Raw genomic sequence first — 24026 nt, 5'->3', positions numbered from 1 at the left:
TTCCATGAAAATCTCACAACTCATCACGGTACTTCTTGTCTGCATTCTCGGCGGAGCGGCGATCTACTACTCGCTTGAACAACGCAAGGAATACGACCTCATCGTCGCCTCCCACGGCGGAGGCGAACAAGTGCTGGACGACCAGGCCGGCGGCCTCCGCTCCCTTCGCAAAGAACTCGAAGCCCAGCAGAACAAAGCGGCCGAAGAACGTAAAAAGAGCATCGATGCCAGCAAGGAAGCCAAACGCACGATGCAGGAAAACCGCACTCTTTGCCAAGCAGCCGCCCGCCGCCTCCAAGTCGCTGAAGGCAACCTGGAAGCCGCCAAGGAAGCATTGAAAGCCGAACTTGCCAAAATCAAAGCCATTCAGGACGAAATCGACAAGTACAACGACAAAATGCGCGAATACGGCATCGACATCTCCAGCACGACCAACGTCAAGGAAATGGTCGAACGCATCAAACTTGAAGTCGATCAGGTCAAGCAGGAAAACGCCAACCTCATTGCCGAAAAGGAAGAACTCGACACACTCGTCACCGCAGCCAAAACCAAAACGAGCCGCGAAGAAACCAACCTTTCCGATCTGCAGGACAAACAGGCCGACTACCGCGAAACCCTTCGCAAGAATGAAGACCTCTACTCCATCGCCGCCGTCAACAACCATTGGAACTACGTTGTCGTCAACGTCGGCCAGGACAGCCGCATCGGCCTCGGCCCGGATCACGTCCTCCTCGTCATCCGCGACGGCCAGCCCATTGCCACCCTCAAGGTAACGCGCATCGAAAACGGCCAGGTCATCGCCGACTTCGACCCGAAGAAAATCACACAGGGACTTCGCCTCGAAGTAGGCGACACCGTCATCCGCCGCAAACCTCACGGCTACTAAAGAACCAGGCTCAACCCAACCGCCGGACAAACCATGAAAACGACATTCGCCGCCCTCATCGCCGCCACGGGAATCCTCCTCTGCGCCTCCTGCCAGAGTACCCCGCGCACCGTACCGGACAACGGACGAGTCGTCGTGGAACCGAGAGGAACGGAAGGGAACACGAAACCCTGGAACACCATCCAGAAAGCCGAAGGCGACGCACAACTGGGCCCCTTGTCCAACATGCGCCGATAACGGCCAGAACCACCCAAAACGAAAGCCGCCTCCTCACGAGGCGGCTTTTTTGTCCGCACGACACCACTTGCCATGACCATCAAAGAACGGGCCTCCATCGTCTCAGCCACATTGGCGGAACTCTATCCCGCGCCGGACATCCCCCTGCAGCACAAAGACGCCTACACCCTGCTCATCGCCGTCATGCTCTCCGCCCAATGCACGGATGCACGCGTCAACCTGGTCACGCCCGCCCTCTTTGCCCGCGCATCCACCCCCCGGCAAATGGCGCAGCTCACCCCGGAAGAAGTCAGGCCCTACATTGCCACATGCGGCCTCTCCGAACGCAAAGCCGCCTCCATCGTCGAAACCTCGCGCATCATCGAAGAACGGCATGGCGGCATCGTCCCTTCCTCCTTTGAAGAACTGGAAGCCCTGCCGGGCGTCGGACACAAAACGGCCAGCGTCGTCATGAACCAGGCATACGGTCATCCGGCCTTCCCCGTGGACACGCACATCTATCGCCTTGCGCGGAAATGGAAACTCAGCAAAGGCACCAACGTCGAGCAAGTCGAACGCGACCTGAAAAAACTTTACCCCCGCCGGGAATGGGGAGCCCTTCACTTGCGCATCGTCCTCTACGGCAGGCAGTATTGTCCGGCAAGAGGCTGCGGCGGCACATGCCCGATCTGCTCCGCCCTTAATATTTCCCCATAAAACGCATCTTCACAAAAAATTGACAATAGAAGAAAAACACAGGCAACTCCTGCACATCTTCCATCGCCTTTCCTCCCGGAAACTGCACCATACGCTCCTTTCCTCCGCTTTCTGTCACAAAAGCGTCACAATTGGCTAGAAAAATCAAAAAGCCTGCAAAACATGCTTGTCATCCCGGAAAAATCTGATTAAATGGAATCCGTCATTTTTGCACAAGCAGCATTAAATAACATTATGAAAACAATCCGTCGTTACAGCCGCCGCGCAGTCGCTCTCACCGCAACCGCGACTCTCTTCCTCGCAAACTCCGCCTTTGCTGCAGAGAAAAGCGTCAAATCCAAAAACATGCTCGACCAATGGGTCATTGATGGTGGTTGGACCATGATTCCCCTCATCTTCCTCTTGGCGCTCGTGATTTTTCTGCTTATCTTCAATGCAACAAACCTCAAGCAGGAAAAATACTGCCCGGCCGAACTCAAGGCCAACCTCATGCAGCTGATGAGCGAATGCCGCGTTCGCTCCGCCATTGAAATGGCCGCCAGCAGCCCGACCTACCTCGGCCGCCTTGTCGCCTATGCCCTGCCGAACGTGGACGCCACGCGACCCGAAGACCTCGGCAAGGACGCCATCGAAGACTCCATCGCCGACTTCACCTCCAACGAGCGCAGCACCATGATGAAATACATCAACATGCTCGCCCTCTCCGGCCAGGTCGCTCCGATGCTCGGACTCTTCGGTACGGTGCAGGGGATGGTCGGCGCCTTCGCCATTCTCGCCGAATCCGGTCAGGCCGACCCGACCCAGCTCGCAGGCTCCATCTCCGTGGCGCTTCTCACGACCTTCTGGGGTCTGATCATCGCCATTATCGCCATTCCCTGCTTCTTCTTCCAGAAGGGTATTGCGAATGCCCGCGAAGCCGAATGCGTCAACACGTTGCAGGAAATGGTCAACACCTCCATCAACGTGGTCAACGCTGAAGCCCAGCTTGCCCGCATCCCCGAAGGTCTCGCCTAAATCTCCTCAGGAGGGTGAAAACCGCCACTCCTGTTCGACCTGAAAACCGGACAGGAGGAACACTAATAGGAACAAAACTATGGGAAAAAAAGCACTAAAGGCCGCTGACGATACAGAAGCCAGCGTCGACATGTCGCCCATGATTGACTGTTGTTTCCTTCTCCTCATCTTCTTCGTGGTCAATGCTACAGCCATCACCGTCAAAAAAGACAAGAATGTCAAGATGCCGACGGCAGTAGCCTCCGATGAACTCAAGAAAGCCAATGGCCTGATCGTTGTCAACGTCTTCAATCCGGACAAGATGAAAGACAGCAGCTATCCGGCAGGCACCATCTGGGCATCGGACGAACGCAAGGGATTCTCCAATGAAGCGGAACTTGAGGAATACCTCAAAACCCGCAAGGAAGAACTGGAAAAAAAGAAAAACGAGAAGGGACAGGAATTCGAAGAAGTCCGGCTCTACATTCGCGGTGACGCGACCGCCCCGTACAAATATACCAACAAGGTCATTACGGCGGCAGGCAAGAACGGTATCACCAACATCGTCTTCGGAGCTCTGCCCACCAAATAAACCGATCATCAATCATCATGGCAAGACATAAAAAATTCGAAGCTCCGCCCGAAGAGGATCCCGTGTTGGATATCTCCTCGCTGATTGACTGCTGTTTCCTTCTCCTCATCTACTTCCTCGTAGCAACGACCATCGTGCAGGAACGGAAGCTGGATATCGAAATACCGGCAACTCAACCAAACAGCGTAACGCCGCCCAAACTCCAGCCGGGCAACATCAAGATTCTGGCTGACGGCTCCATCGAATGGGGCAAGGGCGACACCAAGCTTCAGGTCGGGCCACCCGATCCCGGTTACGATCCCGAGAAACAAAAACAGCAATACTCGGAAATCCGCCGTTGTCCGCAACTCGTCGAACAGCTGAAGGAACTGAAATCCACGGCCGATGCTGCTGGCGGCGAAGCCAAGGCCATCGTCCTCCTGAATGCAGATCCGAATTCGAAACATCAACGTCTCATGGACGTCATGGCAGCTTTGACTGAAGCCGGCATCAAGTCGGTCGGCCTCAACAAAGTCGCCGACGAAGCTAACTAATGTAAAACAATGACACAGGGAGGGGAGGGTTTGATCCCTGATCAAGCTCTCCCCTTTCAGTCGAAACCTCCCGGCTACCTCTCCGAAATACCCTCTCCCCACCGAAACGCCCATTCATCTTCACTCCGGTCAAGACAACTTCCAACACGTCAACAACCATGACAGCTACTTCCCCTGCCATTCCGGTCTGCATGCTTCCGGCGGCTACTGCCGGAGCCGGGGAAAAAACAGCTTGCTTCCGCCATCCGTCCAACCTGCATGCAGATACGGCACCATGCCGGATTTTCGCCCGGCAGACGGAACTGCCCGTTTCCCGGATTTCCGGCACCGTTTCATCCTTCGAGAAAATCCGCTTCACTGAAAACCTTCCATCCGGCATGATTCATCCTTCAGCCACATACGCCGATCTCCACCAGGCTGCAGCCGCGTAACCCACCTTCCCCTGCCCCATTCAAACCTTTCTTTCAACTTCAATCAACCACACACAATCATGACAATGCACACACTAGCCTCCGCTTCTGCCGTACTTGCGATTGCAGCCGCCATGGCGCCCATGGTCTGTCAGGCGCAAGCCCCCGGCAACTACCAGCAAACCGTCGTCAAACTCATCGAAGCCAGAAACTGGACCAAGGCTCTGGAAGAAATCGACAAGTGCATCCAAGCATTCTCTCCCGGCACTCGTCTTTACACCCAATTCGGCAACCAGCTCGGCTGGTTCTACTACAAAAAAGGCGAATGCCTGCTCAACATCGGCCAGGGTGACCAGGTGAACTACGATGGCGCTCTCGAAGCTTTCGAAAAATGCGCCGAAGACAAAGAATTCAGCGATATCGTCAAAAACCCCTTCCGCTTCCTCGCCCTCTACAAAATGGGGGAAACCGAGTTCAAGCGCGGCAACTATGAAGACGCCCTGAAATTCTTCACCGAGTACCTCAACCGCAAGGGACAACGCCCCAAGGCCGAACTCGATGCCAACCCGCAGCCCATCGTGCACAACCTCATGTCGCAGTGCTACATCTCCAAGGAAACGCCCGACATTGAGAAAGGCATGGAGTATCTGCGCAAATCAATGGCCACCAAGGGTGAACCCATCCCTGACAACTACGTCGTCGGAGGCGTCAACAACCTGGTCAAAACGGCCATGCGCATCGATCGTCCGGAAGTAGCCTTCAATGTACTCAGCGAACATCCCGAAGTGCTTGACCTCGGCGCAACGCGCATCGCCATGTACGTACCCGCCATCCTCAACCTCGCCGTCGAAGCAGGCAACAAGGGGCGCGAAGCCGCACAGGCCAATGACATGAAGAAGGCGAACAACTACAACCGACTCGCCCTCCTCATGTACGGATTCATTCCCACCATGCAGGAAATCAAGGGCGAAATATCCGGCATCACGAAAAGCCTCGGCGCCCTCAAGGCTCCCATCAGGGACGGCGGCGCACGCTACAACGTCGACCAGCTCCAGAACACGCTCAAGAAGTACGACGAATGGATCGCCGGCAAGAAAATCTTCGATGCCTTCAGCCTCGCCGGCACGGCCAACATCTATCAGGGCTACGGCTCCATGCGCACCGCCCGCGCCGCCTACGAACTGCTGGAAGACCGCTACAACCAGATGGAAGACCGCGAAACCTACCTCTTCCAGCTGGCGATGACGACATACCAGATCGATCCCACTCGTGGCGAAGTCATCATCAACAAGCACATGAAGGACTTCCCCGAGTCCAAGTTCAAGAAGGACCTCAGCGCCTTCTCGCTTGAACGCCTCATCACCGACAGGAAATTTGCGGAAGCGCTCGAACAGGCCGGCAAGGTACTCGCGCAGCTGCAAGGCGACACAAAGAACCCGCACTACGCCATGGCCGCCTATGTGCAAATTGCCGCCAACTTCCAGCTCGGACAGGAAAACCGGAAATACTTCGCCAACCTCATCGAACCGGCCAAAGCCTTCCTGAAGGATTTCCCGGACCACCCGAACTACAGCAAGCCTGCCCTGTTCTTCCTGGGTTCCGCCGAAAGCCGCACCGGATACATCGAGGACGCCATCAAGACCTTGAACTCCTTCATGGAGAAATACCCGACCACCGATCCCAAGGATCCGTACATGCCCAACGTCCTCTTCGATCAGGTGTATAACTACTACATCCACGGTCAGGAAGGAGACAAGGCCAAATCCCTCGAATTCTGCGACCGCATCATCGAATCGTACCCCGACCATGCCGTCATGGCCCCGGCTCTCCTGATGAAAGGCAACCTGCTGGTGCAGCCTGAAAAGGGCGATCCCGACGTTCCCGGCGCACTGGACGCCTACCAGAAGAGCTATGAAGCCGCCATCGCCAAAAAGAACAAGGCGACCGCCGGTGAAGCCCTCTACAACCTCGCTTCCTACACGAACGACCTTAAGCCGGCCGAAGGCACCAAGCCCGAAGACGATGCCGCCGCCAAGAAGGCCAAGATTCAGGAATACAGCAGCAAGTTCTGGGCCGAATGCGACATGGAAGGACACCCGTTCTCCCTTCAAATGGGCGTCATCGACCTTCAGCTCAACAACAAGGACAAGGCCGCCTTCGACAAGGCGATCAAGCACCTTCAGGAGCTGATCGTCCGCGAAGCCAACATCGCCCAGAAGCAGAACCGCATCAACCCGCAGGTGGAACGCGCCGTCGGCAGCTACACCAAGGAACTCATCGAAAGCTACAAGACCTTCCAGGACGGCAAGGAACTCTCCGCCGACGAAGTCAAGCAGCACTTCGACAACTTCCCGGGCGTTTCGCGCGACAACAAGACCCTGCGTTCCATCCTGATGATGGCAGTCATCGGCGAATACGAAAACATGCGCAGCAACCTCGCACGTCCCAAGGACATGAAGGACAAGCAGGCTGTCGATAAATACAACAACGATCGCCAGAAACTGACTCAGGCCGTTGACCGCAGCCTCTTCGTCATGCGCGACGAGTTCAAACCCGCCGACTTGACGGACTACGCCTGCACATGGGTAGGCGACAAGCTCATCGCCGGGGTCGAAAGCTCGCCCAACCGCTCCGCCAAGGAGCAGGATCGCCTGGACGCCATCACCTACTACCAGAAAGTGGCCGACAACAAGAATTCCGAATTCCGCGCACAGGCCTCTCTCGGCCTGGCCCGCGCCTACGGCCTCAGCAGCAGCGCAAGCGATGTGGCCAAGGGAGTGGAAATGATGCAGCAGGCTCTCGAAAATGCCCGCAAGCAGGAAGTGCCGGACCGCCGGGCCATCGGCGAAGTACAGTCCACGCTTGTCAAGCTCCTGCTCCAAAAAGGCAGCTACAAGGAAGCGCTCACCGAAGCGCAGGATTACCTGACCTCCGACCGGAACAACGTTCCCATGAGCAACATGCAGGCTGAAGCCTACGAAGGCCTCGGCGACCTCGACAATGCCATCCTGACCTACGCCAACCTCTACAATACCAATATTGCCCGCGTCAGCGTCTCGGCACCGGCCTGCGAAAAAGCCATGATCCTCGCATGGAAGCGCAACAAGCCGGCTTCGGGAACTACCAAGTCCGACAAACTGTTCGCCTACGACCTCGGCGAAGGCTTCATCCGCAAGATGAAAGGCAACTTCGACATGATGTCCGGCGACGACCAGGATAAGTTCCGCGCCGTCGAAAAACTCGTCGAACAGTACCGTTCCGACTCCTCCGTCCAGAGCGAAGCCAAGGAACGCCGCCGTATCAACGCCGAGCTGGAACGCAACAAGAACCGCTAAGAATATCCTACCTCAAGTACGATCATGAACACACTGAAAGGTATCATCCTGACACTCGCCGCCACCTGCAGCCTCTCCCAGGCCCAGCAGGCGGGAATCCCCGCCCTCATTCAGGGCAGAAACATCCCGGGCGGCCAATATCTGATCACCGGCGTTTCCGGCAAAAACAACTTCACGGCCGTGCAGATGCGCAACGGCAATGCCGTCGGCAGCCCGATCGGCGGCCGCATCAGCGATTGCACGACGTTCTACATCTCGACGCCGAAGTCCTTTGCCGAAGCCGTGGATGCTTTCCGTGCCGGAAAGCTCCAGCAGGCCCAGCAGGGCTTCGCCAAAGTCAAAACAGCCTATAAAATCGTCCAGTCCATCCCCGGCAACCTGAGCGTCCGCTCCGCCCTGCTGGAAATCGACTCCGCGATCCGCCTGAAGGACTGGGCCGCCGTCAAGGCTCTCGCCGCCGCTCTTCCGAACGCCGACCTGACGCCCGAAAACAAGCTGCATGCCCAAGTCGCCGAATTGCTCGGCAACATTGCCGACAAGCAGTGGGACGCCATCATCGAAAACGGCAACAAGATCCTGAGCAGCAACAAAAACAACTTGACGCTGACTGAACTTGGCTGGCTTCAATACGCCATGGGCCGCGCCTATCAGGGCCAGCTCGGCGATTCACCCGATCTGAGCAACCGCGACAACGTCGTCAAGGCCAATGCAGCCATTGACGCCTACAGCACCACGATCGCCGCCTCCCACGGCAGCTACATGGAGCTCCCCGCTGAAGCCATGGGTCGTGCAGCCATCATCCTGAGCCTCCTGCCGGAAGCGGCCGCCTACATCGAAAAGCACGGTAACAATACCCCGATGGAAAGCGACAAGAAAAAAGCTCCGCAAGCCATCAAGGATGCCGCGGCTCTGGCCTACATCTATCTCAATGTAGTCTCGCCCGGTTCCAGGAACGACAAGCTGAACCAGCTTGCCCAGTATTACTACAACTCTCTGGAAAAACAGAAGGGCGCCGCCGCTCCGGCAGCAGCCCCTGCGGCCGAGGCCAAGCCTGCCGATAAACCGGCTGACAAACCTGCCGACAAGCCGGAAGCCAAGAAGTAACGAGCGGCACCATCATTCCCTCAAGGGCATCCCTTCGCGGATGCCCTTTCTTTTACAAACACTTTCAACAGCCGATACACTCCACCCATGATCGATATGCTCGTGCGCCTGTACGACCTTCCGGATGTAAGCGATCTGCGCTCGCATCTCAAGGAAGACGGCATCCTCATTCGCCGCGCCGCACCTTACGAACGCCATCTCGTCGCCGACTGGATCGGCGCCCATTTCAGCCCGAAATGGGTCAGCGAATTCAAAATCGCCATGAGCCGGCAGCCCGCTGCCTGCATCATCGCCACCCGCGACAAAACCGTTCTTGGCTTTGCCTGCTACGACGTCACGGCCAAAGGATTCCTCGGGCCGATGGGAGTCGGCGCGGATACCCGGCAGCACGGACTCGGCAAAGCCCTGCTCGTCACTGCCCTGGAAAATCTTTACGCGCAGGGATACGCCTATGCCGTGATCGGCGGCGTGGGCCCGCAGGAGTTCTATGCGAAATGCGTCGGCGCCACGCCTATCGAAGGAAGTACACCGGGCATTTACACGGACATTCTGCCCGAACCGTCCCGGTAAATGCGCAGGCGCCCGCTCACGCTTCCCTTACGCCGTAGCGCAGCACCGTCTTCCACTTGGACGGCTCCGTCTTCCTCGGGTCAGACAAATAAATCTCACGGTGCCGAGAGGAAGTACGAATCAATCCTTCTTCCGCGCAGAAAGCATCCATCGCGGCGAAACTTGCCGGTTCGTCATCATACGGGCCGGTATGCATCATCTGCACGCACAGCCCTTCATCCACCGTATCGAAGACGGCTTCCCCCAGGCGCGGCAGCTTCTTCTTCGCCGCCACCATTTCCATGACCTGCTCCACCAGGCCCTGCGTCACGAATGCAGGCTGGCGAATCATGGCCGTGTACACAAAGTCCTTGCCGGCCAATGAAGCCGCAGAACCATCTTCCGGGTTCACCCACGTCGCTTCAAGGGGATAAACTGCATATTCGACATACCCTTCAGGCACGATGCCCTTTTTCGGCAACATGCGGATGCCGTACGACAGGGCGTACAGAATCTCCACACAAGAGGCAAACTCCGGGCCGTTCGGATCGCCGCGCCCTTCCATCATCAAGAAAGAGCAGGGAGGCACGTCGATCCGCGCTGGTCGGCAGGAAGGCAGATACAAGGCCTTCTCCGCCTTTCTCCATTCGTATTTCCCCGGCATGGCGCGATGCTTACAGGGTTTTCCACTCCTGCGCTGCCAGCAGCTCGTCGAACCCGAGTCCCGTACCACCCGGCAGGTTGATGGACGGATAGATCGCCGCGCCCAGAACTTCCGAAAAATCGTTCATTCGGTATACGTGGTGAGTCACAAGGCCGCACAGGGGCACATCCTTCGGATCCTTGCCGTGGTAGTAGCGGGCGGCGCACCATGCGGCCCAGAGCTGGCCCAGCGGGTGATCCATGTAAGAGGTGAAGACGGGCACGCCTTCCGTCGTGCGGTCGCGGGCGGGCTTGACGACGCGGATCATCGGCTTGCTCGTGCAGCAGGGCACGCCGCAGGTTGCATCGGGAGAGCCGATATCGTAACCCAGCGGAAGGCCGGCATCCTGCAGCATCTGCCACGATTCCACCGTATAGGGGCACGGATCTTCAATGAAGTCGATACGCTTGCGCATTGCTTCCGGCAGCATGTCCCAGAATTCGAGCGAACCTTCCGGCGTCAACGTCGCGTTGAAATCGAGGCGCCACTTCCATTCGGGCACCATCGCAGCCAGGTTCATCAGCTTCTCGATCGTCGCCGGAAGATTCGGCAAAAGCTTCAATTTGCCCGTACGGAAGCCGCGCTGGTGCAGGGTGTGCACCATAAAGGGAGTCGCGCTCACGGGCAAAGTCGCATGGCTGAGCGGCACCGTATAGCCGTCGAACATGTTCACCTTCTTCGCACGGGCCTCGCCGTCCAGCATCGCGCATTTCAACGCGCGGGCTCCGAGGCGCAGCGGCTTGCCGTCGCGGATCGCATCCAGCTCCTCGTCCAGCGTCGGGTCTCCCAGCTCCGGCCATGTCTGGAGGCAGCCATAACCGCCTTCATCGTTCCGCAACAGCACGCCATGCCGGGGTTGCGCCGCAGAGCGCGCACTCAGGGCTCCGCAAGGAACCAATGTGTAAGGAGAATAGAACATAGCCCTATTGAACCACACCTGCCGCACTCCGTCACGCAGAAATTGCGACAAACCGCCTTCCTCCGCCTCTCTACCTTCTGTAAGACACAGAAGAAGAAGAAGAGTGTGACTTCACCACTTGACGGAAAGCGAAAATCAGGCCATCCTATGCGGTAGATATGGGCAAGACATTATATCAAAAAGTCTGGGACGCGCACAAAGTCGGCATCCTGCCGGACGGGCGCACGCAACTCTTCATTGCGACGCATTTCATGCACGAAGTCACCTCTCCGCAGGCCTTCGGCATGCTCCGCGATCTCGGGCTCAAAGTCATCCACCCCGAACGTACATTCGCCACGGTGGACCATATCATCCCGACCGACGACCAGTCCGAACCCCTCGCCGACGAACGCGCGGAAGCCATGCTCCGCGAAATCCGCAAAAACTGCGCTGAAAACGGCATCCGCATGTTCGACATGCCTTCAGGCCTTCAGGGCATCGTCCACATGGTCGGCCCCGAGCTCGGCATCACCCAGCCCGGCATGACCATCGTCTGCGGCGATTCCCACACCGCCACCCACGGCGCGTTCGGCTCCATCGCCATGGGCATCGGCACCACGCAGGTGCGCGACGTACTGGCTACGCAGACACTCGCGCAGACCCCCCTGAAAGTCCGCAACGTACGGGTCGAAGGCAAACTGCGGCCCGGCGTCACCGCCAAGGACGTGGCCCTCCACATCATCGGCCTGCTCGGCGCCAACGGCGGACTCGGCTACGCCTACGAATTCGGCGGCTCCACCATCGACGCCATGAGCATGGACGAACGCCTCACTCTCTGCAACCTCGCCATCGAAGGCGCAGCGCGCTGCGGCTACATCAACCCGGACGAAACCACCTTCGAATACATCAAGGGCCGCCTCTTCGCCCCCACCGGCCAGGCATGGGATGAAGCCGTCGCCCGCTGGAAGAGCTTCGCTTCCGATCCGGACGCCGTTTACGACGACATCGTCACCATCTCTGCGGAAGACATCGCACCCACCGTTACCTGGGGCATCTCTCCCGACCAGAACATCGGCATCGACCAAACCGTTCCCTCCCCGGACGATGCAGCCAATGCCGACACGCGCAAAGCCACCGTCGAAGCCCTCCAGTACATGAAGCTCGAACCCGGCAGCCGCATCAAGGGCCTCCCGGTGCAGGTCTGCTTCATCGGCTCCTGCACCAACGGGCGCATCTCCGACTTCCGCACCGTCGCCCACTACATCAAGGGCCGCAAAGTCGCCCCCGGCATCAAGGCGCTCGCCGTACCGGGTTCGCAAATGACCGCCAAGCAATGCGAAGAGGAAGGCATCGCCGACATCTTCCGCGAAGCGGGCTTCGAATGGCGCCTCGCCGGATGTTCCATGTGCCTTGCCATGAACCCCGACAAACTCGTCGGCGACCAGGTTTGCGCCAGCTCGTCGAACCGCAACTTCAAGGGCCGCCAGGGCAGCCCCACAGGCCGCACCCTGCTCATGAGCCCCGTCATGGTAGCCGCCGCCGCACTCACAGGCAAAGTCTCGGATGCACGCGAAATCTTCAACATTCACTAACAGGAACACCACAAACAAATTATGGCACTCAACCCCGTCAACACCATTACCGGCACCGCAGTACCCGTGCCCGGAGCGGATATGGACACCGACCGCATCATCCCCGCCCGCTTCCTGAAGTGCATCACCTTCGACGAACTTGCCGGAACCATGTTCTGGGACGAACGCTTCAATGCAGACGGCTCCTCCAAGGGCCATCCCATCGACGATCCCCGCTTCAAGGGAGCATCCATCATCCTCGGCGGTGAAAACTTCGGTTGCGGCTCGTCTCGCGAACACGCACCCCAAGCCATCAAACGCTCGGGTATCAAAGCTGTCGTCGCAGAAACCTTCGCCGAAATCTTCTTCGGCAACAGCACGGGCATCGGCCTCCCCTGCGTACGAGCCTCCTGCGAAGACATCAACCGCGTCACCGCCTGGACGGAACAGGCCCCGGCCACCGTCTGGACGCTCGATCTGAACAGCATGCAGCTCTCTTCTGAACTCGGCAGCATCCCCGTCTCCATGCCGGAGGAACCGCGCGAAGCCCTCACACAGGGCCGTTGGGACGCCGTCGTCGAGCTCATGGGAGCTCCGGAAGCCGTCGAAGCCCTCGCCGCCAAACTCCCGGTCCCGACAGCACATTAATCCCCCTCAACCCCAACTACCCATGCTCTCCGACATTACCCACATCATCAAAAGCGGCATCGTGGACAACACCACGCCCGGCACCGTCACCCTCACCCTTACCTGTGTGGGAATGGAGGAACCTCTCGTCTTCACTCTGGAAGGAGACTGCCTGCGGGACCTCGCCGGGTGCCGCCTCGAATTCTCCAACCCCCTCCATACCGGCATCCTGCGAGACAAGGAACAAACCTTCCTCGAAATCATCCGCCAGCGCGGCGAATACCTGTGCCTCGGAGACTTCACCGCCTCCCGCCGCCTCTGCGACCTCGACAACAAACGCGCCCGCCACAACCTCCTCTCGCTCGAAATCTTCGACATCGACGGAGGGCGAATCCTCATCGAATCCTCATCCATGGAACTCACCATCGGCGAACACCGGTGGCAGATGGAGCCCACGGACGAATACGCCCAGATCATGAGCAATCAGGACATGTACAGAAGCCATGTCCAGCAATTCATCAACTCCTACACGGGCATCCTTGACGACGAAAACGACCCCCTGCCCTCCATCCCGTGGGACGGAAGACTCCGACGCGCCGAAGCCGCCGCCGTCATCTACCCCTCCGTCCACGACAAATACCGGCAGGAAGCCGACGGCCTCGTCCGCGAATCCTATGTCCTGAACCGCACCGACCGGCTGGCCGAACTCGCCCGCGACGAAGAAACGGGGCGGCCGACGGAATCCAACTTCTTCCACAATGCCGGAGTCCTCGACTTCCTGCTCCCGGGCGAAGTGGACGCCGTCCGCGAAGCCATGCGCCACCCCGTCTTCGAAAGCCTCTCGAACCTCACGCAGGAAATCCAGACCACCCTGCAAACCATGCTCGAAGACTCCGAAAACGGCGACCGCGAACCCAACCCGACCGTCAGCGAAATCATGCGGGTACACGGCTTCATCGTCCCGCACGTCCTTGCCACCATCCTACAATCGCAGGAAAACATCATCGACCCGCCCGTCCTCACGCACCGCATCGAGGCCCTGCTCCGCCGCATCCAGAAAGACATCCGCCTGTTGCACCAGATCCCGGCGGAAACCTCGCACCAGATCATCCTGCTGGCCGAAGACCTCATGCGCCAGCTCACCGACTTCGGCTACAGCTTCTGCAAAAAAAGCTGATGCGCCGCCACGGCCCGGCCTCAGCGTAAAAAGCTTCTTTTTTCAGGCATGCAAGTATTCACCCTTGCTTTCCTCGCCGCCTTTTGGGAGAATCTGGCGACTTCCGACCTCCAGGCAAAGCGATGACATCCTGCACCAATACACCCCTCGGAGATGGCAGGCGAGTACTCGTCACCATAGCCGCCGCTTTTATCGTCTTCGCCGGACTGCAGGCCGCCCGGGACATCATCGTCCCCATCATCCTCGCCAGCTTCCTGGCCATTGCCAGCTACCCCATCACCGTCAGCCTCCGCAAATACCTGCACTTTCCCCACTGGCTGGCCGTCTGCTTCACCGTCCTTGTGGACTTCGGCTTCCTCATCGGCCTCGGCTTCCTCATCAACTTCCTTGCCAAAGACCTCAGCATTGAAGTCCAGACCACCTACCAGCCGCTCTTCGAGACCAAATACAATGACCTCATGCTCTTCCTGAGCGACCACGGGCTCGACACCTTCGTTCAGGAAAAACTCGGCTCCGCGCAGGACATCCTCAGCGCCGGAGTCATCATGAGCATCACCACCGCCATCATGGGCAAGGCTCTGGGCTTCATCGCCATCACCACCCTCGTCCTCATCCTGATGACCTTCTTCCTCGGTGAAGCGCCCCGCTTCCGCAGCAACGTCGACAAAATCACCGCCTCGCGCGGCTGCCCGAACATCCGGAAATTCGCCGATGCGTTGCAAGGCATCCAGCGCTACCTCGTCATCAAAACCCTCATCAGCCTCACCACGGGCATCCTCGCCTGGGGCCTCTGCAAATACATGGATGTAGGCTTCGCGCTGCTCTGGGGCATCGTCGCCTTCGCTCTCAACTTCATCCCCACCTTCGGCTCCATCGTAGCCGCCATACCGCCCATCCTCCTCGCTCTGCTGATCGGAGGCATCTCGGATGCCGTCATCGTCGCCTTCGGCTACATCGTCATCAACTTCATGCTCGGCAACGGCATCGAACCCCTCCTTCTCGGCAAGCAATTCGGCATCGCCACCAGCGTCGTCCTCCTCTCCGTCATCCTGTGGGGCTGGATCTGGGGGCCCATCGGCATGCTTCTCGCCGTCCCCATCTCCGTACTCGTCAAACTGGCGCTCGAAAACTCGAAAGACCTCAAGTGGATTGCCATGATGATCGACAACCCTCCCACAACCATCCCGCTACCCAAAATCCCCCCCTACACAGCCGATCCCGGCAACGGACCGGACAAAGGCCCACACAAGAGCTAAAAAACAGAACATGCATACATTCAGCTACAAAAACGGCACGCTGTACTGCGAAAACACGCCCCTGTGCGACATAGCGGAAGCCGTAGGCACGCCGACATACGTTTACAGCAAACAGACCATTCTGGACCACTTCAAGGGATTGCAGCAGGCGCTCTCTCCGCTCGACTCTGAAGTATCCTATGCCGTCAAAGCATGTTCAAACCTCGCCATTCTCAACCTCATGGCCCGCGAAGGCGCAGGCTTCGACATCGTCTCGGGCGGTGAACTCTGGCGCGTCGTCCAGGCCGGAGGCGATCCCCGCAGGTGCACCTATGCCGGAGTCGGCAAAACACCCGAAGAAATCCGCTACGCGCTTGAACAGGAAATCTACTGCTTCAACGTCGAATCCGAAGCGGAACTCCGCGCCATCGACGAAATCGCCGGAAGCATGGGCATCAAGGCCCCTGTCGCCGTCCGGGTCAACCCCAACATCGAGGCAGGCACCCACAAATACATCACCACCGGCAAATCGGAAAACAAATTCGGCGTGGATTTCGACCGCATCGAAGCCCTCTACGCCCTCATCGACGAACAAATGCCGAATCTGGAAATCAAAGGCCTCCAGATGCACATCGGTTCCCAGCTCACGCAGGTCAAACCCTTCATCGAAGCCGTCGCCAAAGTCGCTCCGCTCGCCGCTCGCCTCAAGGAACGCTACGGCATCCGCTTCTTCTCCATCGGAGGAGGCATCGGCATCGTGTACGACGGCGCACTGGCCTCCGGCAGCCCCGACTGGTGGGAACACAACCACCAGCTCACCATCGACGCTTATGCCGACTCCCTCGTCCCTCTCCTCCAGCCGCTCGGCCTCCGCATCCTTGTCGAACCGGGCCGGGTCATCGTCGGCAACGCGGGCGTCATGCTCACCCAGTGCCTCTACGAGAAAAAAGGCGACGCCAAAACCTTCAAAATCGTCGATGCCGGCATGAACGACCTCATCCGCCCCGCACTCTACGAAGGTCATCACGAAATCTGGCCCCTGCAGCAGCACGACGATCAAGACACCGTCGTGGCCGACATCGTGGGCCCCATCTGCGAATCCGGCGACTTCCTTGCGCAGAACCGCACCGTCGCCGACGTCCAGCAGGGCGAATACCTCGCCGTCTTCTCCGCCGGAGCCTACGGCTTCTCCATGTCCTCCAACTACAACTCCCGGCCCATGGCCGCCGAAGTCCTCGTGGACGGCAGTAACTGGACCGTCATTCGCAGCCGCCAGAGCCTCGAAGACCTCGTCCGCGGCGAAATCATCCCCGAATAACATCCCGTTTCCGCTGGCAGGCCCACTCCGCCGCACCGACGAGCGGCCTGCCCGCACAACCCAAACAAAAACACAAAACCATGCCAGTAGCAACAAGTGCTCAATACAGCAACATGCTCGACACGGCCAAGAAGGAAGGCTACGCCTACCCCGCCGTGAACGTCACCACCATCGAAGTCATCAACGGCGCCCTCCGCGCCTTTGCCGACGCCAAGAGCGACGGCATCATCCAGGTCTCCCTCGGCGGCGGCAAATTCGCCTCCGGCACCCGCGTCGGCAGCTCCGCCATCGGCGCCATCGTCCTTGCCGAAGCCACGCACCGCCTCGCCAAGGAATACAACGTCCTCGTCGGCCTCCACACGGACCATTGCCAGCCCGAACATGTGGACACCTTCCTGCGCCCGCTCATCGCCGAATCCAAGCGCCGCGTCGATGCCGGTGAACAGCCGCTCTTCAACTCCCACATGCTTGATGCCTCCACCCTTCCCATGGCGGAAAACCTCGCCCTCTCGAAGGAGCTCCTCAAGGATTGCGCCGCTGCCGGCATCATCCTCGAAATCGAAATCGGCGTCGTCGGCGGTGAAGAAGACGGCGTAGACAACTCCGGCCACCATGCCGACAAGCTCTACACCTCCCCGGAAGACATGCTCCAGACCTACGAATCCCTGAACGGCATCGGCAAGTTCATGCTCGCCGCCACCTTCGGCAACGTCCACGGCGTCTACAAACCCGGCGCTGTCAAACTCGAACCCAAGATCCTCCGCGACGGCCAGAAAGTCGTCACCGACAAATACGGCGCGGATGCAGCCATGCTCCTCGTCTTCCACGGCGGTTCCGGATCCGACCTCTGCGACATCCGCGAAGCCATCTCCTACGGCGTCGTCAAGATGAACATCGACACCGACACCCAGTACGCCTTCTCCAAGCCGATCACCTTGCACGTATGCAAGCACATCGACGGCATGCTCAAGGTGGACGGCGAAGTGGGCGACAAGAAAGCCTACGACCCCCGCACCTACCTCAAGCTCGGTGAAGAAGGCCTCGCAGCCCGCCTTGTCGAAGCCGCCCAGGACCTCCTTTCCGAAGGCAAAACCCTTTGCGGCAAAATCTGATCCGGCATCCGGATTCACATCCCTTCAAGCCCTGCAGGCACTTCCTGCAGGGCTTTTTCGTGCCTGTTGCCGCGAAATTCCCTTCGTAAACAATGATAGACAGGCCCTGCATGCATAATCTTCTTGCCATGCCGTACCAATTCGTTACACTTGTTCCATGAGACTTTCCATGTATCTCAGCGTTGTTTGCACCCTCGGCATGGCCGCACTTCCGGCCATGGCCGAAAATCCGGCAGAGCCCGGAAAGGACAAGACCGAAACGCCGGCCGCCCAACCGACGACCCTCAGCCCCGACGGACTTCCGGCGGAATGGCTGCAAGGCACGCCGGTCAAAAACTGGGAACCGGGCAAAACCTATCTTCTCGAATTCTGGGCCACATGGTGCGGCCCGTGCCTCGCCCAGATCCCGCATTTGAACGAACTCCATCAAGAAATGCCGGACAGCGACACCTTCCAAATCGTCGGCATCAACGTCTTCGACAAATCGACGCCCAAAGTTCTGAAAAACTTCCTCGCCAACCGCAAATCCTCCCCGACCTACACGATCGGAGCCGACACGAAAGGACAATCCGCCGCCCTTTGGCTGAAACCGCTCGGCGTAGACGGCATTCCGTTCTCCATGATCGTCAAGGATGGAAAAATCCTCTGGAAGGGCCACCCCAACCAGCTCAACAAAGAACTCATTCAAAACATCATCGACGGCAAGCCTGCACCTCGGCCACGCGACACGTCCGAGGAACAACGGGCGTTTCGAGCCACCGCGCAGAGCATCGCCCAGGCCTATGCCGATGGCGATTATCAGTCCGGTGAACAGAAATTGAATGAAGCTCTGAAACAAAAAGACCTCTCGGACGACAACAAACTGATGTTGCTCAGAATCCCCTTCACCCAGCTTCTGCAAGCCGGACAGTACGACATGGTTCGTACGGCTCTCGACCGCATTCCTCAGGAACTGCCCGAAAATCCTTACGCCTTGATGAACTATGCTCATATGATCATCACGACCTATGAAATTCCTACCGACAAGAAAAACCTCAAGGGAGCGGAGGAAGCCATTCTGAAAGCCACGGCATTACAGAAAGCCAGCGCCAAAAAAAACTATTCCGCTTCTCTCGAATGGAGCCGCATCGCCGAAGCCCGCTTGCTGTCGGGAGACCGGAAGGGAGCCATCGAAGCCCAGGAAGAAGCCGTCCGCCAGCTTCCTCTCTATCAACACCGCAACAATCTGACCAAATAACATCATGAAAACCCATTTCCTGCCGCTCTTCATGCTGGCGGCTTTCAACGCAACAACCGCCCTCGCCGCCGATGCACCCGCAGCATCGGAACAGGCCGAAGCGGCTCCTTCCATTCCTCCCATCGGCTTCAGCAACTTCGTACAGGCCATCAAACAGGGAGAATGGCTCGCGAACGCTCCCGCAACCGAAATCGGCCCGAACGACCTCGTCATTGTGGACTTCTGGATACCTCCCACACTGGGGCCTTCCGAATTCAAGGCGGAAAAACGGGGCCCAGCAGGAAACGTCAAAAACTTCCTGCCCAAAGACGCCCGGAACATCAAAACGATCGTCATGGTGCCACCCGTCAACAATCTGAAAAAGGAAAGAGTCCTCCAGTCGCTCGCCAATCCGCGGCATGCGACCGAATTTCCCGTCCTTTGGGATGGAGACTTGAAACTCTGGCAATATATCCTGCAAGGCGAATCATTGAAATCCATGCCCTTTGCCGCCGTCTTCAAAAACGGCGAACTCATGTGGAGCGGCGAAAGCGCCCATTTGCCGTCATGGCTTCTGGTCGAAGGCGTCAAGGAGAACTTCACAGCCAAGGACGCTCAAGAGCGAACCCAGCAAGACAAGGAAAACTTCAAGACTCTCATGGCCAACCTTTCGGAAGTAGGCAAACTGATCAACACCAAAAAGCCGGAAGATCGGGAAAAAGCCATGCAACTACTGGAAGAAACGGAAAAAATGGCCGGAGACCATGCGGGCATGCTCATGTTCGCCAAGGAAACACGCTTCAGCATCGACTGTTTCGACAAAAATCTGGAACAGTTCATCAAGGATACGACAGAGATGCTGGACAAATACCCCGACGACGAATATGTCGGCAACCGTATCATGAAATGGTGCAGCGGCACAGCGGAATGGATCGACAAACCGGAGATCAAACGAGTCCAAATCAAAGCAGCCCAGAACATGATCAACGGCAAAGCGGACGATTCCGATTACCAGCAGGCATGCTACATGATCCAAGCCCGAATCTACGAAGATCTCGGAGAAAAAGACAAGGCGATCGAAGCCTGCACCAAGGGCATCCAAAACTCGAAGGAGCAAAAACGCCTCGACGCCCTCAAACGCGGCGAAACCCCGGTCATCTACTGATCCTCACTCCGTACCGATACCAAAGGGCTGTTCCGATTATCCGGAACAGCCCTTTTCGCATGCCGAACGGCAACAATCATTCTACTCCGAACACGGCGGAGCTATCAAGGGAATCCTGTCCGTAAATCAGCTCTTCCAGCACGGGAAGCCCCGTGAACTCCTGCAGCAGCGCCTTGTTCGTCAAGGCGGCCGTATCCCACTCCTCCTGCAAATGGTTCAGCACAATGCCCCGGCACTCCAACCCGCGTGCGCGAATCGCATTCGTCGTCAGAATCGCGTGATTCACCGCACCCAGCTTATTGCCCACCACCAGAATCACAGGAAGGCCGAGCATGCAGGCAAAATCCGAAAACAGCATACCCGGAGCCATGGGAACCTCCCAGCCGCCGACTCCTTCCACCAGAACCATCTCGTACTTCGAATCCAGATTCCGGTAACCCGCCAGCAGAATCTCGGGGTCAATCACCGTCTTCTCGAATGCAGCAGCCACATGAGGAGCCGTCGGCGTACGCAAATACACCGGATTGATCTCCTCGAGGCTCATGGCCGGATCCGAAGCATCGCGCAGAGCGCGGGGATCCTGGCGGTCTCCGCACGCCACGGGCTTATACCCGACAGCCTGCACCCCGCGGCAGCGCAAATCCTTCAACAGAAGGGAAGTCACATACGTCTTGCCGATCTCCGTATCGGTACCTGTAATCAAATAATTCATCGCAACAAACAATCAGGGATGGGAGCGCCGTATCACCGTATCATCGGTCGTCTGCGGCAAATCAAGGCAAACGTGCTTGATCACGTTCCAAACGAGAATCGCCAGAATCAGGCAAAACAGCTTCGGAATCCAGTTAACCTTGAGAAACCTCTTGAATTTGTGCAGTAGCGACATGGGCATAAAGGAGTTCCTTGAGACGGGTCTTCAAATAGTTCAAATCCACATTGCGTTCCAAACGCCCTGCCGTTGCCAGAGAAATCGCCCCCGTCTCTTCGGAAACGATCACCACCACCGCATCGCTCTCCTCCGACAAACCAACCCCCGCACGGTGGCGCAGGCCGATCGTCCGGTCCTTCATCTCCTTGGCGGACACCGGGAAAATGCACCCGGCCGCCACAATACGCTCCTGATCCACAATCAGGCCGCCGTCATGCAAAGGAGTCTTCGGAAAGAAAATGGAACCGACCAGCTCCTTGGAAAACAGCCCGTCCACCTTCGTGCCCGTATCCGCCACGGAATGCAGCTTGTTCGTCCTCTGCAGGGCGATCAAAGCCCCGTGCCGCTTGCTCGCCAGCACGGAAACCGTCGCACACAGCGACTCGATAAAGCCGGATTTATCCTGCCGGCCCCACAGCGTAATGCCGAAAATCGCCAAATGCCGGCGGCTGCCCAGCTTGGCCAGAGCCATACGCAGCTCCGGCTGGAAAATCACCACCAGAGCCACCACGAGGCCGGGAGCGAAAATGCTCCGCAGCAGCCACGAAAGCACCGTCAGCTTGAAAAGTCCAGTCACCAGAGCCAGCACGATGAAACTCGAAAAAAGGCCGAGCAGAATATTCGCACCGCGCGTCGCATGAAAGGCCCGGTACAGCTGATAAAAAGCCACCCAAAGAATGGCAATTTCGATCACCGCAACGAAATACGTGCGAATCGTTTCACCATGCTCGACCAACCAGCTCCACATGCACGCAACATACTCCAAAAACACCCGCAACGCAAGCCCAAATCCATGCACCGCACACGGATGCTCAAAGCATCCATTCCTCCGCTGCGGCCGCGAACTCCTCCATCTCCCGGAACAGCTTGCACACATGGTACCCGTCCGCCGCCGCATGGTTCACAAACACCGCTACCGGAAGCTTCACCCTCCCCTCCTTCTCCTCGTAGGCTCCAAAGCGAATCAAAGGAAACAGCATGGCCGACTCGCTGTACGTATCCTGGCTGAACCCCGTAAAATGCAGCCACGGCAACGCCGACACAGGGCAGAAATTGCCCGGCCTGCCCGGCTTCGCCTTCACCCCCTTCACCTCGCCGTACACCTCCATATCCCGCACCACCGAAGCGTAAAACACCTCGAAATCCTCATCATACACGCTCCACACATCGGAAAACGTCTTATCGTCCTCATGAAACACCGTATAGGAAGGATGCACGCAATCCCAGAACCCCGGCTTCCCCTCCGCATCGAAATCCATGCGAAACTCCCGGTTCCCGTTCACCGCCCGCATCACCACATACAGAAACGACGGGAAAAACCTCCTCTCCCGCGCCCGGCACCGCGCCAGCAGAGCCGTCACATCCACCTCCGCATTCAGCGTATACTTGCACTTGATCGTACGGTAAAAATACTCGAAATGCTCCCGGCGTTCCCACGAAGCAGTATCCGCCACCTCGAAACATCCGCGAATTTCCCCCGGCTCATCCATCACTTGAACGCCCAGAAACGGTTGAAACAATAAGAACTCGCAGCAGCCACCAGGCAGCCCGACGCCACCGACACATTGAACCACAAGCCGCCTTCCTCAGCCACGGCATAACCGAACAAAGGAGGAATCATCTTGCAGAACACATAAAAAACGCCATTGTTCACGCCAAACCCCACGGCCGTCACCACGCCGAACTTGAGGAAAGTATGAACCCCCTGCTCCTCCTGCGCCGTCTTGGCGAAACTCCAGAACTTGTGGCCGAAAAACGACAGGAAAAAACCCGTGCAATACCCGATGATATTTGCCGTCAGCGGAGCGGCATCGTACAGAAACCTCGCCACATTGGCCGCTACCATGTGGACAAGCGTCGCCCCTCCGCCCACGATCATGAACTTCACCACGCTCTCGTAGCGAACCAGCAGGGATCTCACTCTTACATACAAACCTTCCACCGTCTTCATGGCTTCACAGGCGTGAAAAAGGGAATCAATTGCTCCACCGCCTTGCGGCGCTCACTATCCGTCAAAAACGTCGTCAACTGGGGATTTGCATACAGCGTACTGAAACTCCCACGGGCCACCGTCGGCTTCATATCGCGAATCATATGGCGCAATGAACCGGAACGGGGAATACGCGGAGCCAAAGTCTGCGAATAAAACCGCTCGCACGTCGCATCGTCCAGCGCACAGGCATAGGCCACAATACTCGCCAGGCACAGCCGCTCCGGATCGCGCATCAGATCCGTCTTGCACAGCCACGCCGTCGAAGCATTATCCTCCATCTCGGCGAAAATCTTCACCGTAGCGGGAACAGCCACATCCGCATCCTTGTGCCCCATATCGGCCCGACCCCGCTCGTAATAATAAGACACCGTATCGATCGACTGGCGGTAGGAAAGCCCCATCACCCCCACCCAGACCAGCACCACTACCATCAGCAGCGTCGTCAGAATCCCCTTCGTGCCGCCGCTTCCCATATTCTTCCCCCAGGAAAACACATTGCAGAACCAGAACAACCCGTGCCAGAACACCGCAAACACCCCCAGCGAACCCACCCACTTCAGAGCCGTCACCATCCACGGCTGGGGATCGGGAGTCACGAACGACAAATAGGAAAAACCGTTCTTGTCGAGCAGCACCCACACCAGCACGCCGCCCACCACCGCCGCCGCGAACAGCACCATCTTGATCATCCCCTTCAGCAGCGTCAGGGAAAGAAACGCTGCAAGGACAACCCCGATGATCACATAAA

General features: G+C 58.0%; 25 protein-coding genes. 18 read left to right on the top strand and 7 right to left on the bottom strand.

Annotation, left to right across the window (positions count from 1 at the left end):
* Window positions 1–4: 4 nt before the first annotated feature.
* From PYTT_RS09045 to PYTT_RS09000, 10 genes are all read left to right on the top strand, one after another.
* Complete coding sequence (locus PYTT_RS09045) at window positions 5–886, top strand: hypothetical protein (RefSeq protein WP_067777804.1); 882 nt, start codon at window positions 5–7, stop codon at window positions 884–886.
* Window positions 887–919: 33 nt separating this feature from the next.
* On the top strand, window positions 920–1123 hold the full coding sequence (locus PYTT_RS09040; protein ID WP_067777803.1) for a hypothetical protein: 204 nt from the start codon (window positions 920–922) through the stop codon (window positions 1121–1123).
* 72 nt (window positions 1124–1195) lie between these two features.
* Window positions 1196–1819, top strand: coding sequence for an endonuclease III (gene nth, locus PYTT_RS09035; RefSeq protein WP_067777802.1), 624 nt, complete (start codon window positions 1196–1198; stop codon window positions 1817–1819).
* A gap of 234 nt (window positions 1820–2053) precedes the next feature.
* A complete protein-coding gene (locus PYTT_RS09030) occupies window positions 2054–2833 on the top strand; it encodes a MotA/TolQ/ExbB proton channel family protein (protein WP_067777801.1) in 780 nt (259 codons plus the stop codon).
* A gap of 79 nt (window positions 2834–2912) precedes the next feature.
* Window positions 2913–3404, top strand: coding sequence for an ExbD/TolR family protein (locus PYTT_RS09025; protein WP_071133418.1), 492 nt, complete (start codon window positions 2913–2915; stop codon window positions 3402–3404).
* A 17-nt stretch (window positions 3405–3421) separates the two neighbouring features.
* Window positions 3422–3937: an ExbD/TolR family protein gene (locus PYTT_RS09020; protein ID WP_067777799.1), complete on the top strand. Its 516-nt coding sequence runs from the start codon at window positions 3422–3424 to the stop codon at window positions 3935–3937.
* 158 nt (window positions 3938–4095) lie between these two features.
* Window positions 4096–4368: a hypothetical protein gene (locus PYTT_RS09015; RefSeq protein ID WP_141675915.1), complete on the top strand. Its 273-nt coding sequence runs from the start codon at window positions 4096–4098 to the stop codon at window positions 4366–4368.
* A 59-nt stretch (window positions 4369–4427) separates the two neighbouring features.
* Entirely contained in the window at window positions 4428–7682 is a 3255-nt protein-coding gene (locus PYTT_RS09010; RefSeq protein WP_141675914.1) for a tetratricopeptide repeat protein, read from the top strand.
* A 24-nt stretch (window positions 7683–7706) separates the two neighbouring features.
* Window positions 7707–8786, top strand: coding sequence for a Mul1B family putative transporter subunit (locus PYTT_RS09005; RefSeq protein ID WP_067777795.1), 1080 nt, complete (start codon window positions 7707–7709; stop codon window positions 8784–8786).
* A gap of 87 nt (window positions 8787–8873) precedes the next feature.
* Entirely contained in the window at window positions 8874–9356 is a 483-nt protein-coding gene (locus tag PYTT_RS09000) for a GNAT family N-acetyltransferase (protein WP_067777794.1), read from the top strand.
* 16 nt (window positions 9357–9372) lie between these two features.
* Here the strand turns inward: PYTT_RS09000 and PYTT_RS08995 are convergent, their stop codons facing one another.
* Together PYTT_RS08995 and PYTT_RS08990 are read right to left on the bottom strand one after the other, a co-directional pair.
* Complete coding sequence (locus PYTT_RS08995) at window positions 9373–9999, bottom strand: GyrI-like domain-containing protein (RefSeq protein WP_067777793.1); 627 nt, start codon at window positions 9997–9999, stop codon at window positions 9373–9375.
* Window positions 10000–10009: 10 nt separating this feature from the next.
* Entirely contained in the window at window positions 10010–10957 is a 948-nt protein-coding gene (locus PYTT_RS08990) for a hypothetical protein (RefSeq protein ID WP_067777792.1), read from the bottom strand.
* A gap of 158 nt (window positions 10958–11115) precedes the next feature.
* Here PYTT_RS08990 and leuC point away from each other — a divergent pair, with 158 nt between their 5' ends.
* From leuC to PYTT_RS08950, 8 genes are all read left to right on the top strand, one after another.
* Window positions 11116–12528, top strand: a complete 1413-nt coding sequence (gene leuC, locus PYTT_RS08985; RefSeq protein ID WP_067777791.1) for a 3-isopropylmalate dehydratase large subunit — start codon at window positions 11116–11118, stop codon at window positions 12526–12528.
* A gap of 21 nt (window positions 12529–12549) precedes the next feature.
* Window positions 12550–13155 (top strand): 3-isopropylmalate dehydratase small subunit, encoded by a 606-nt coding sequence (locus tag PYTT_RS08980; protein ID WP_067777790.1) that lies wholly within the window; start codon window positions 12550–12552, stop codon window positions 13153–13155.
* Window positions 13156–13177: 22 nt separating this feature from the next.
* The gene (locus PYTT_RS08975; RefSeq protein WP_067777789.1) at window positions 13178–14311 is read left to right on the top strand and encodes a hypothetical protein; all 1134 of its coding nucleotides are present in this window, start codon (window positions 13178–13180) and stop codon (window positions 14309–14311) included.
* 122 nt (window positions 14312–14433) lie between these two features.
* On the top strand, window positions 14434–15567 hold the full coding sequence (locus tag PYTT_RS08970; protein ID WP_067777788.1) for an AI-2E family transporter: 1134 nt from the start codon (window positions 14434–14436) through the stop codon (window positions 15565–15567).
* A gap of 10 nt (window positions 15568–15577) precedes the next feature.
* Window positions 15578–16864, top strand: a complete 1287-nt coding sequence (gene lysA / locus PYTT_RS08965; protein ID WP_067777787.1) for a diaminopimelate decarboxylase — start codon at window positions 15578–15580, stop codon at window positions 16862–16864.
* Window positions 16865–16944: 80 nt separating this feature from the next.
* The gene (gene fbaA, locus PYTT_RS08960) at window positions 16945–17976 is read left to right on the top strand and encodes a class II fructose-bisphosphate aldolase (protein ID WP_067777786.1); all 1032 of its coding nucleotides are present in this window, start codon (window positions 16945–16947) and stop codon (window positions 17974–17976) included.
* Window positions 17977–18133: 157 nt separating this feature from the next.
* Window positions 18134–19213 (top strand): thioredoxin-like domain-containing protein, encoded by a 1080-nt coding sequence (locus tag PYTT_RS08955; RefSeq protein ID WP_067777785.1) that lies wholly within the window; start codon window positions 18134–18136, stop codon window positions 19211–19213.
* A gap of 4 nt (window positions 19214–19217) precedes the next feature.
* Window positions 19218–20357: a hypothetical protein gene (locus PYTT_RS08950; protein WP_067777784.1), complete on the top strand. Its 1140-nt coding sequence runs from the start codon at window positions 19218–19220 to the stop codon at window positions 20355–20357.
* A gap of 76 nt (window positions 20358–20433) precedes the next feature.
* Here PYTT_RS08950 and bioD read toward each other — a convergent pair whose 3' ends face one another.
* From bioD to PYTT_RS08925, 5 genes are all read right to left on the bottom strand, one after another.
* Window positions 20434–21069, bottom strand: coding sequence for a dethiobiotin synthase (bioD, locus tag PYTT_RS08945; protein WP_067777783.1), 636 nt, complete (start codon window positions 21067–21069; stop codon window positions 20434–20436).
* A 133-nt stretch (window positions 21070–21202) separates the two neighbouring features.
* A complete protein-coding gene (gene cdaA, locus PYTT_RS08940) occupies window positions 21203–22033 on the bottom strand; it encodes a diadenylate cyclase CdaA (protein WP_067777782.1) in 831 nt (276 codons plus the stop codon).
* A gap of 64 nt (window positions 22034–22097) precedes the next feature.
* On the bottom strand, window positions 22098–22775 hold the full coding sequence (locus PYTT_RS08935; RefSeq protein ID WP_067777781.1) for a chloramphenicol acetyltransferase: 678 nt from the start codon (window positions 22773–22775) through the stop codon (window positions 22098–22100).
* Window positions 22775–23236, bottom strand: coding sequence for a GtrA family protein (locus PYTT_RS08930; protein ID WP_067777780.1), 462 nt, complete (start codon window positions 23234–23236; stop codon window positions 22775–22777). Before PYTT_RS08930 ends, PYTT_RS08935 begins: the two co-directional genes overlap by 1 nt.
* The gene (locus PYTT_RS08925) at window positions 23233–24021 is read right to left on the bottom strand and encodes a hypothetical protein (protein WP_067777779.1); all 789 of its coding nucleotides are present in this window, start codon (window positions 24019–24021) and stop codon (window positions 23233–23235) included. The genes PYTT_RS08930 and PYTT_RS08925 overlap by 4 nt, the downstream gene beginning before the upstream one ends.
* Window positions 24022–24026 lie beyond the last annotated feature (5 nt).

The organism is Neoakkermansia glycaniphila, assembly GCF_900097105.1.
In the GTDB taxonomy this organism is placed as follows: domain Bacteria; phylum Verrucomicrobiota; class Verrucomicrobiia; order Verrucomicrobiales; family Akkermansiaceae; genus Akkermansia; species Akkermansia glycaniphila.
The sequence above is the reverse complement of the archived record's forward strand: the minus strand, read 5'-3'. Positions and strand labels throughout refer to the sequence as shown.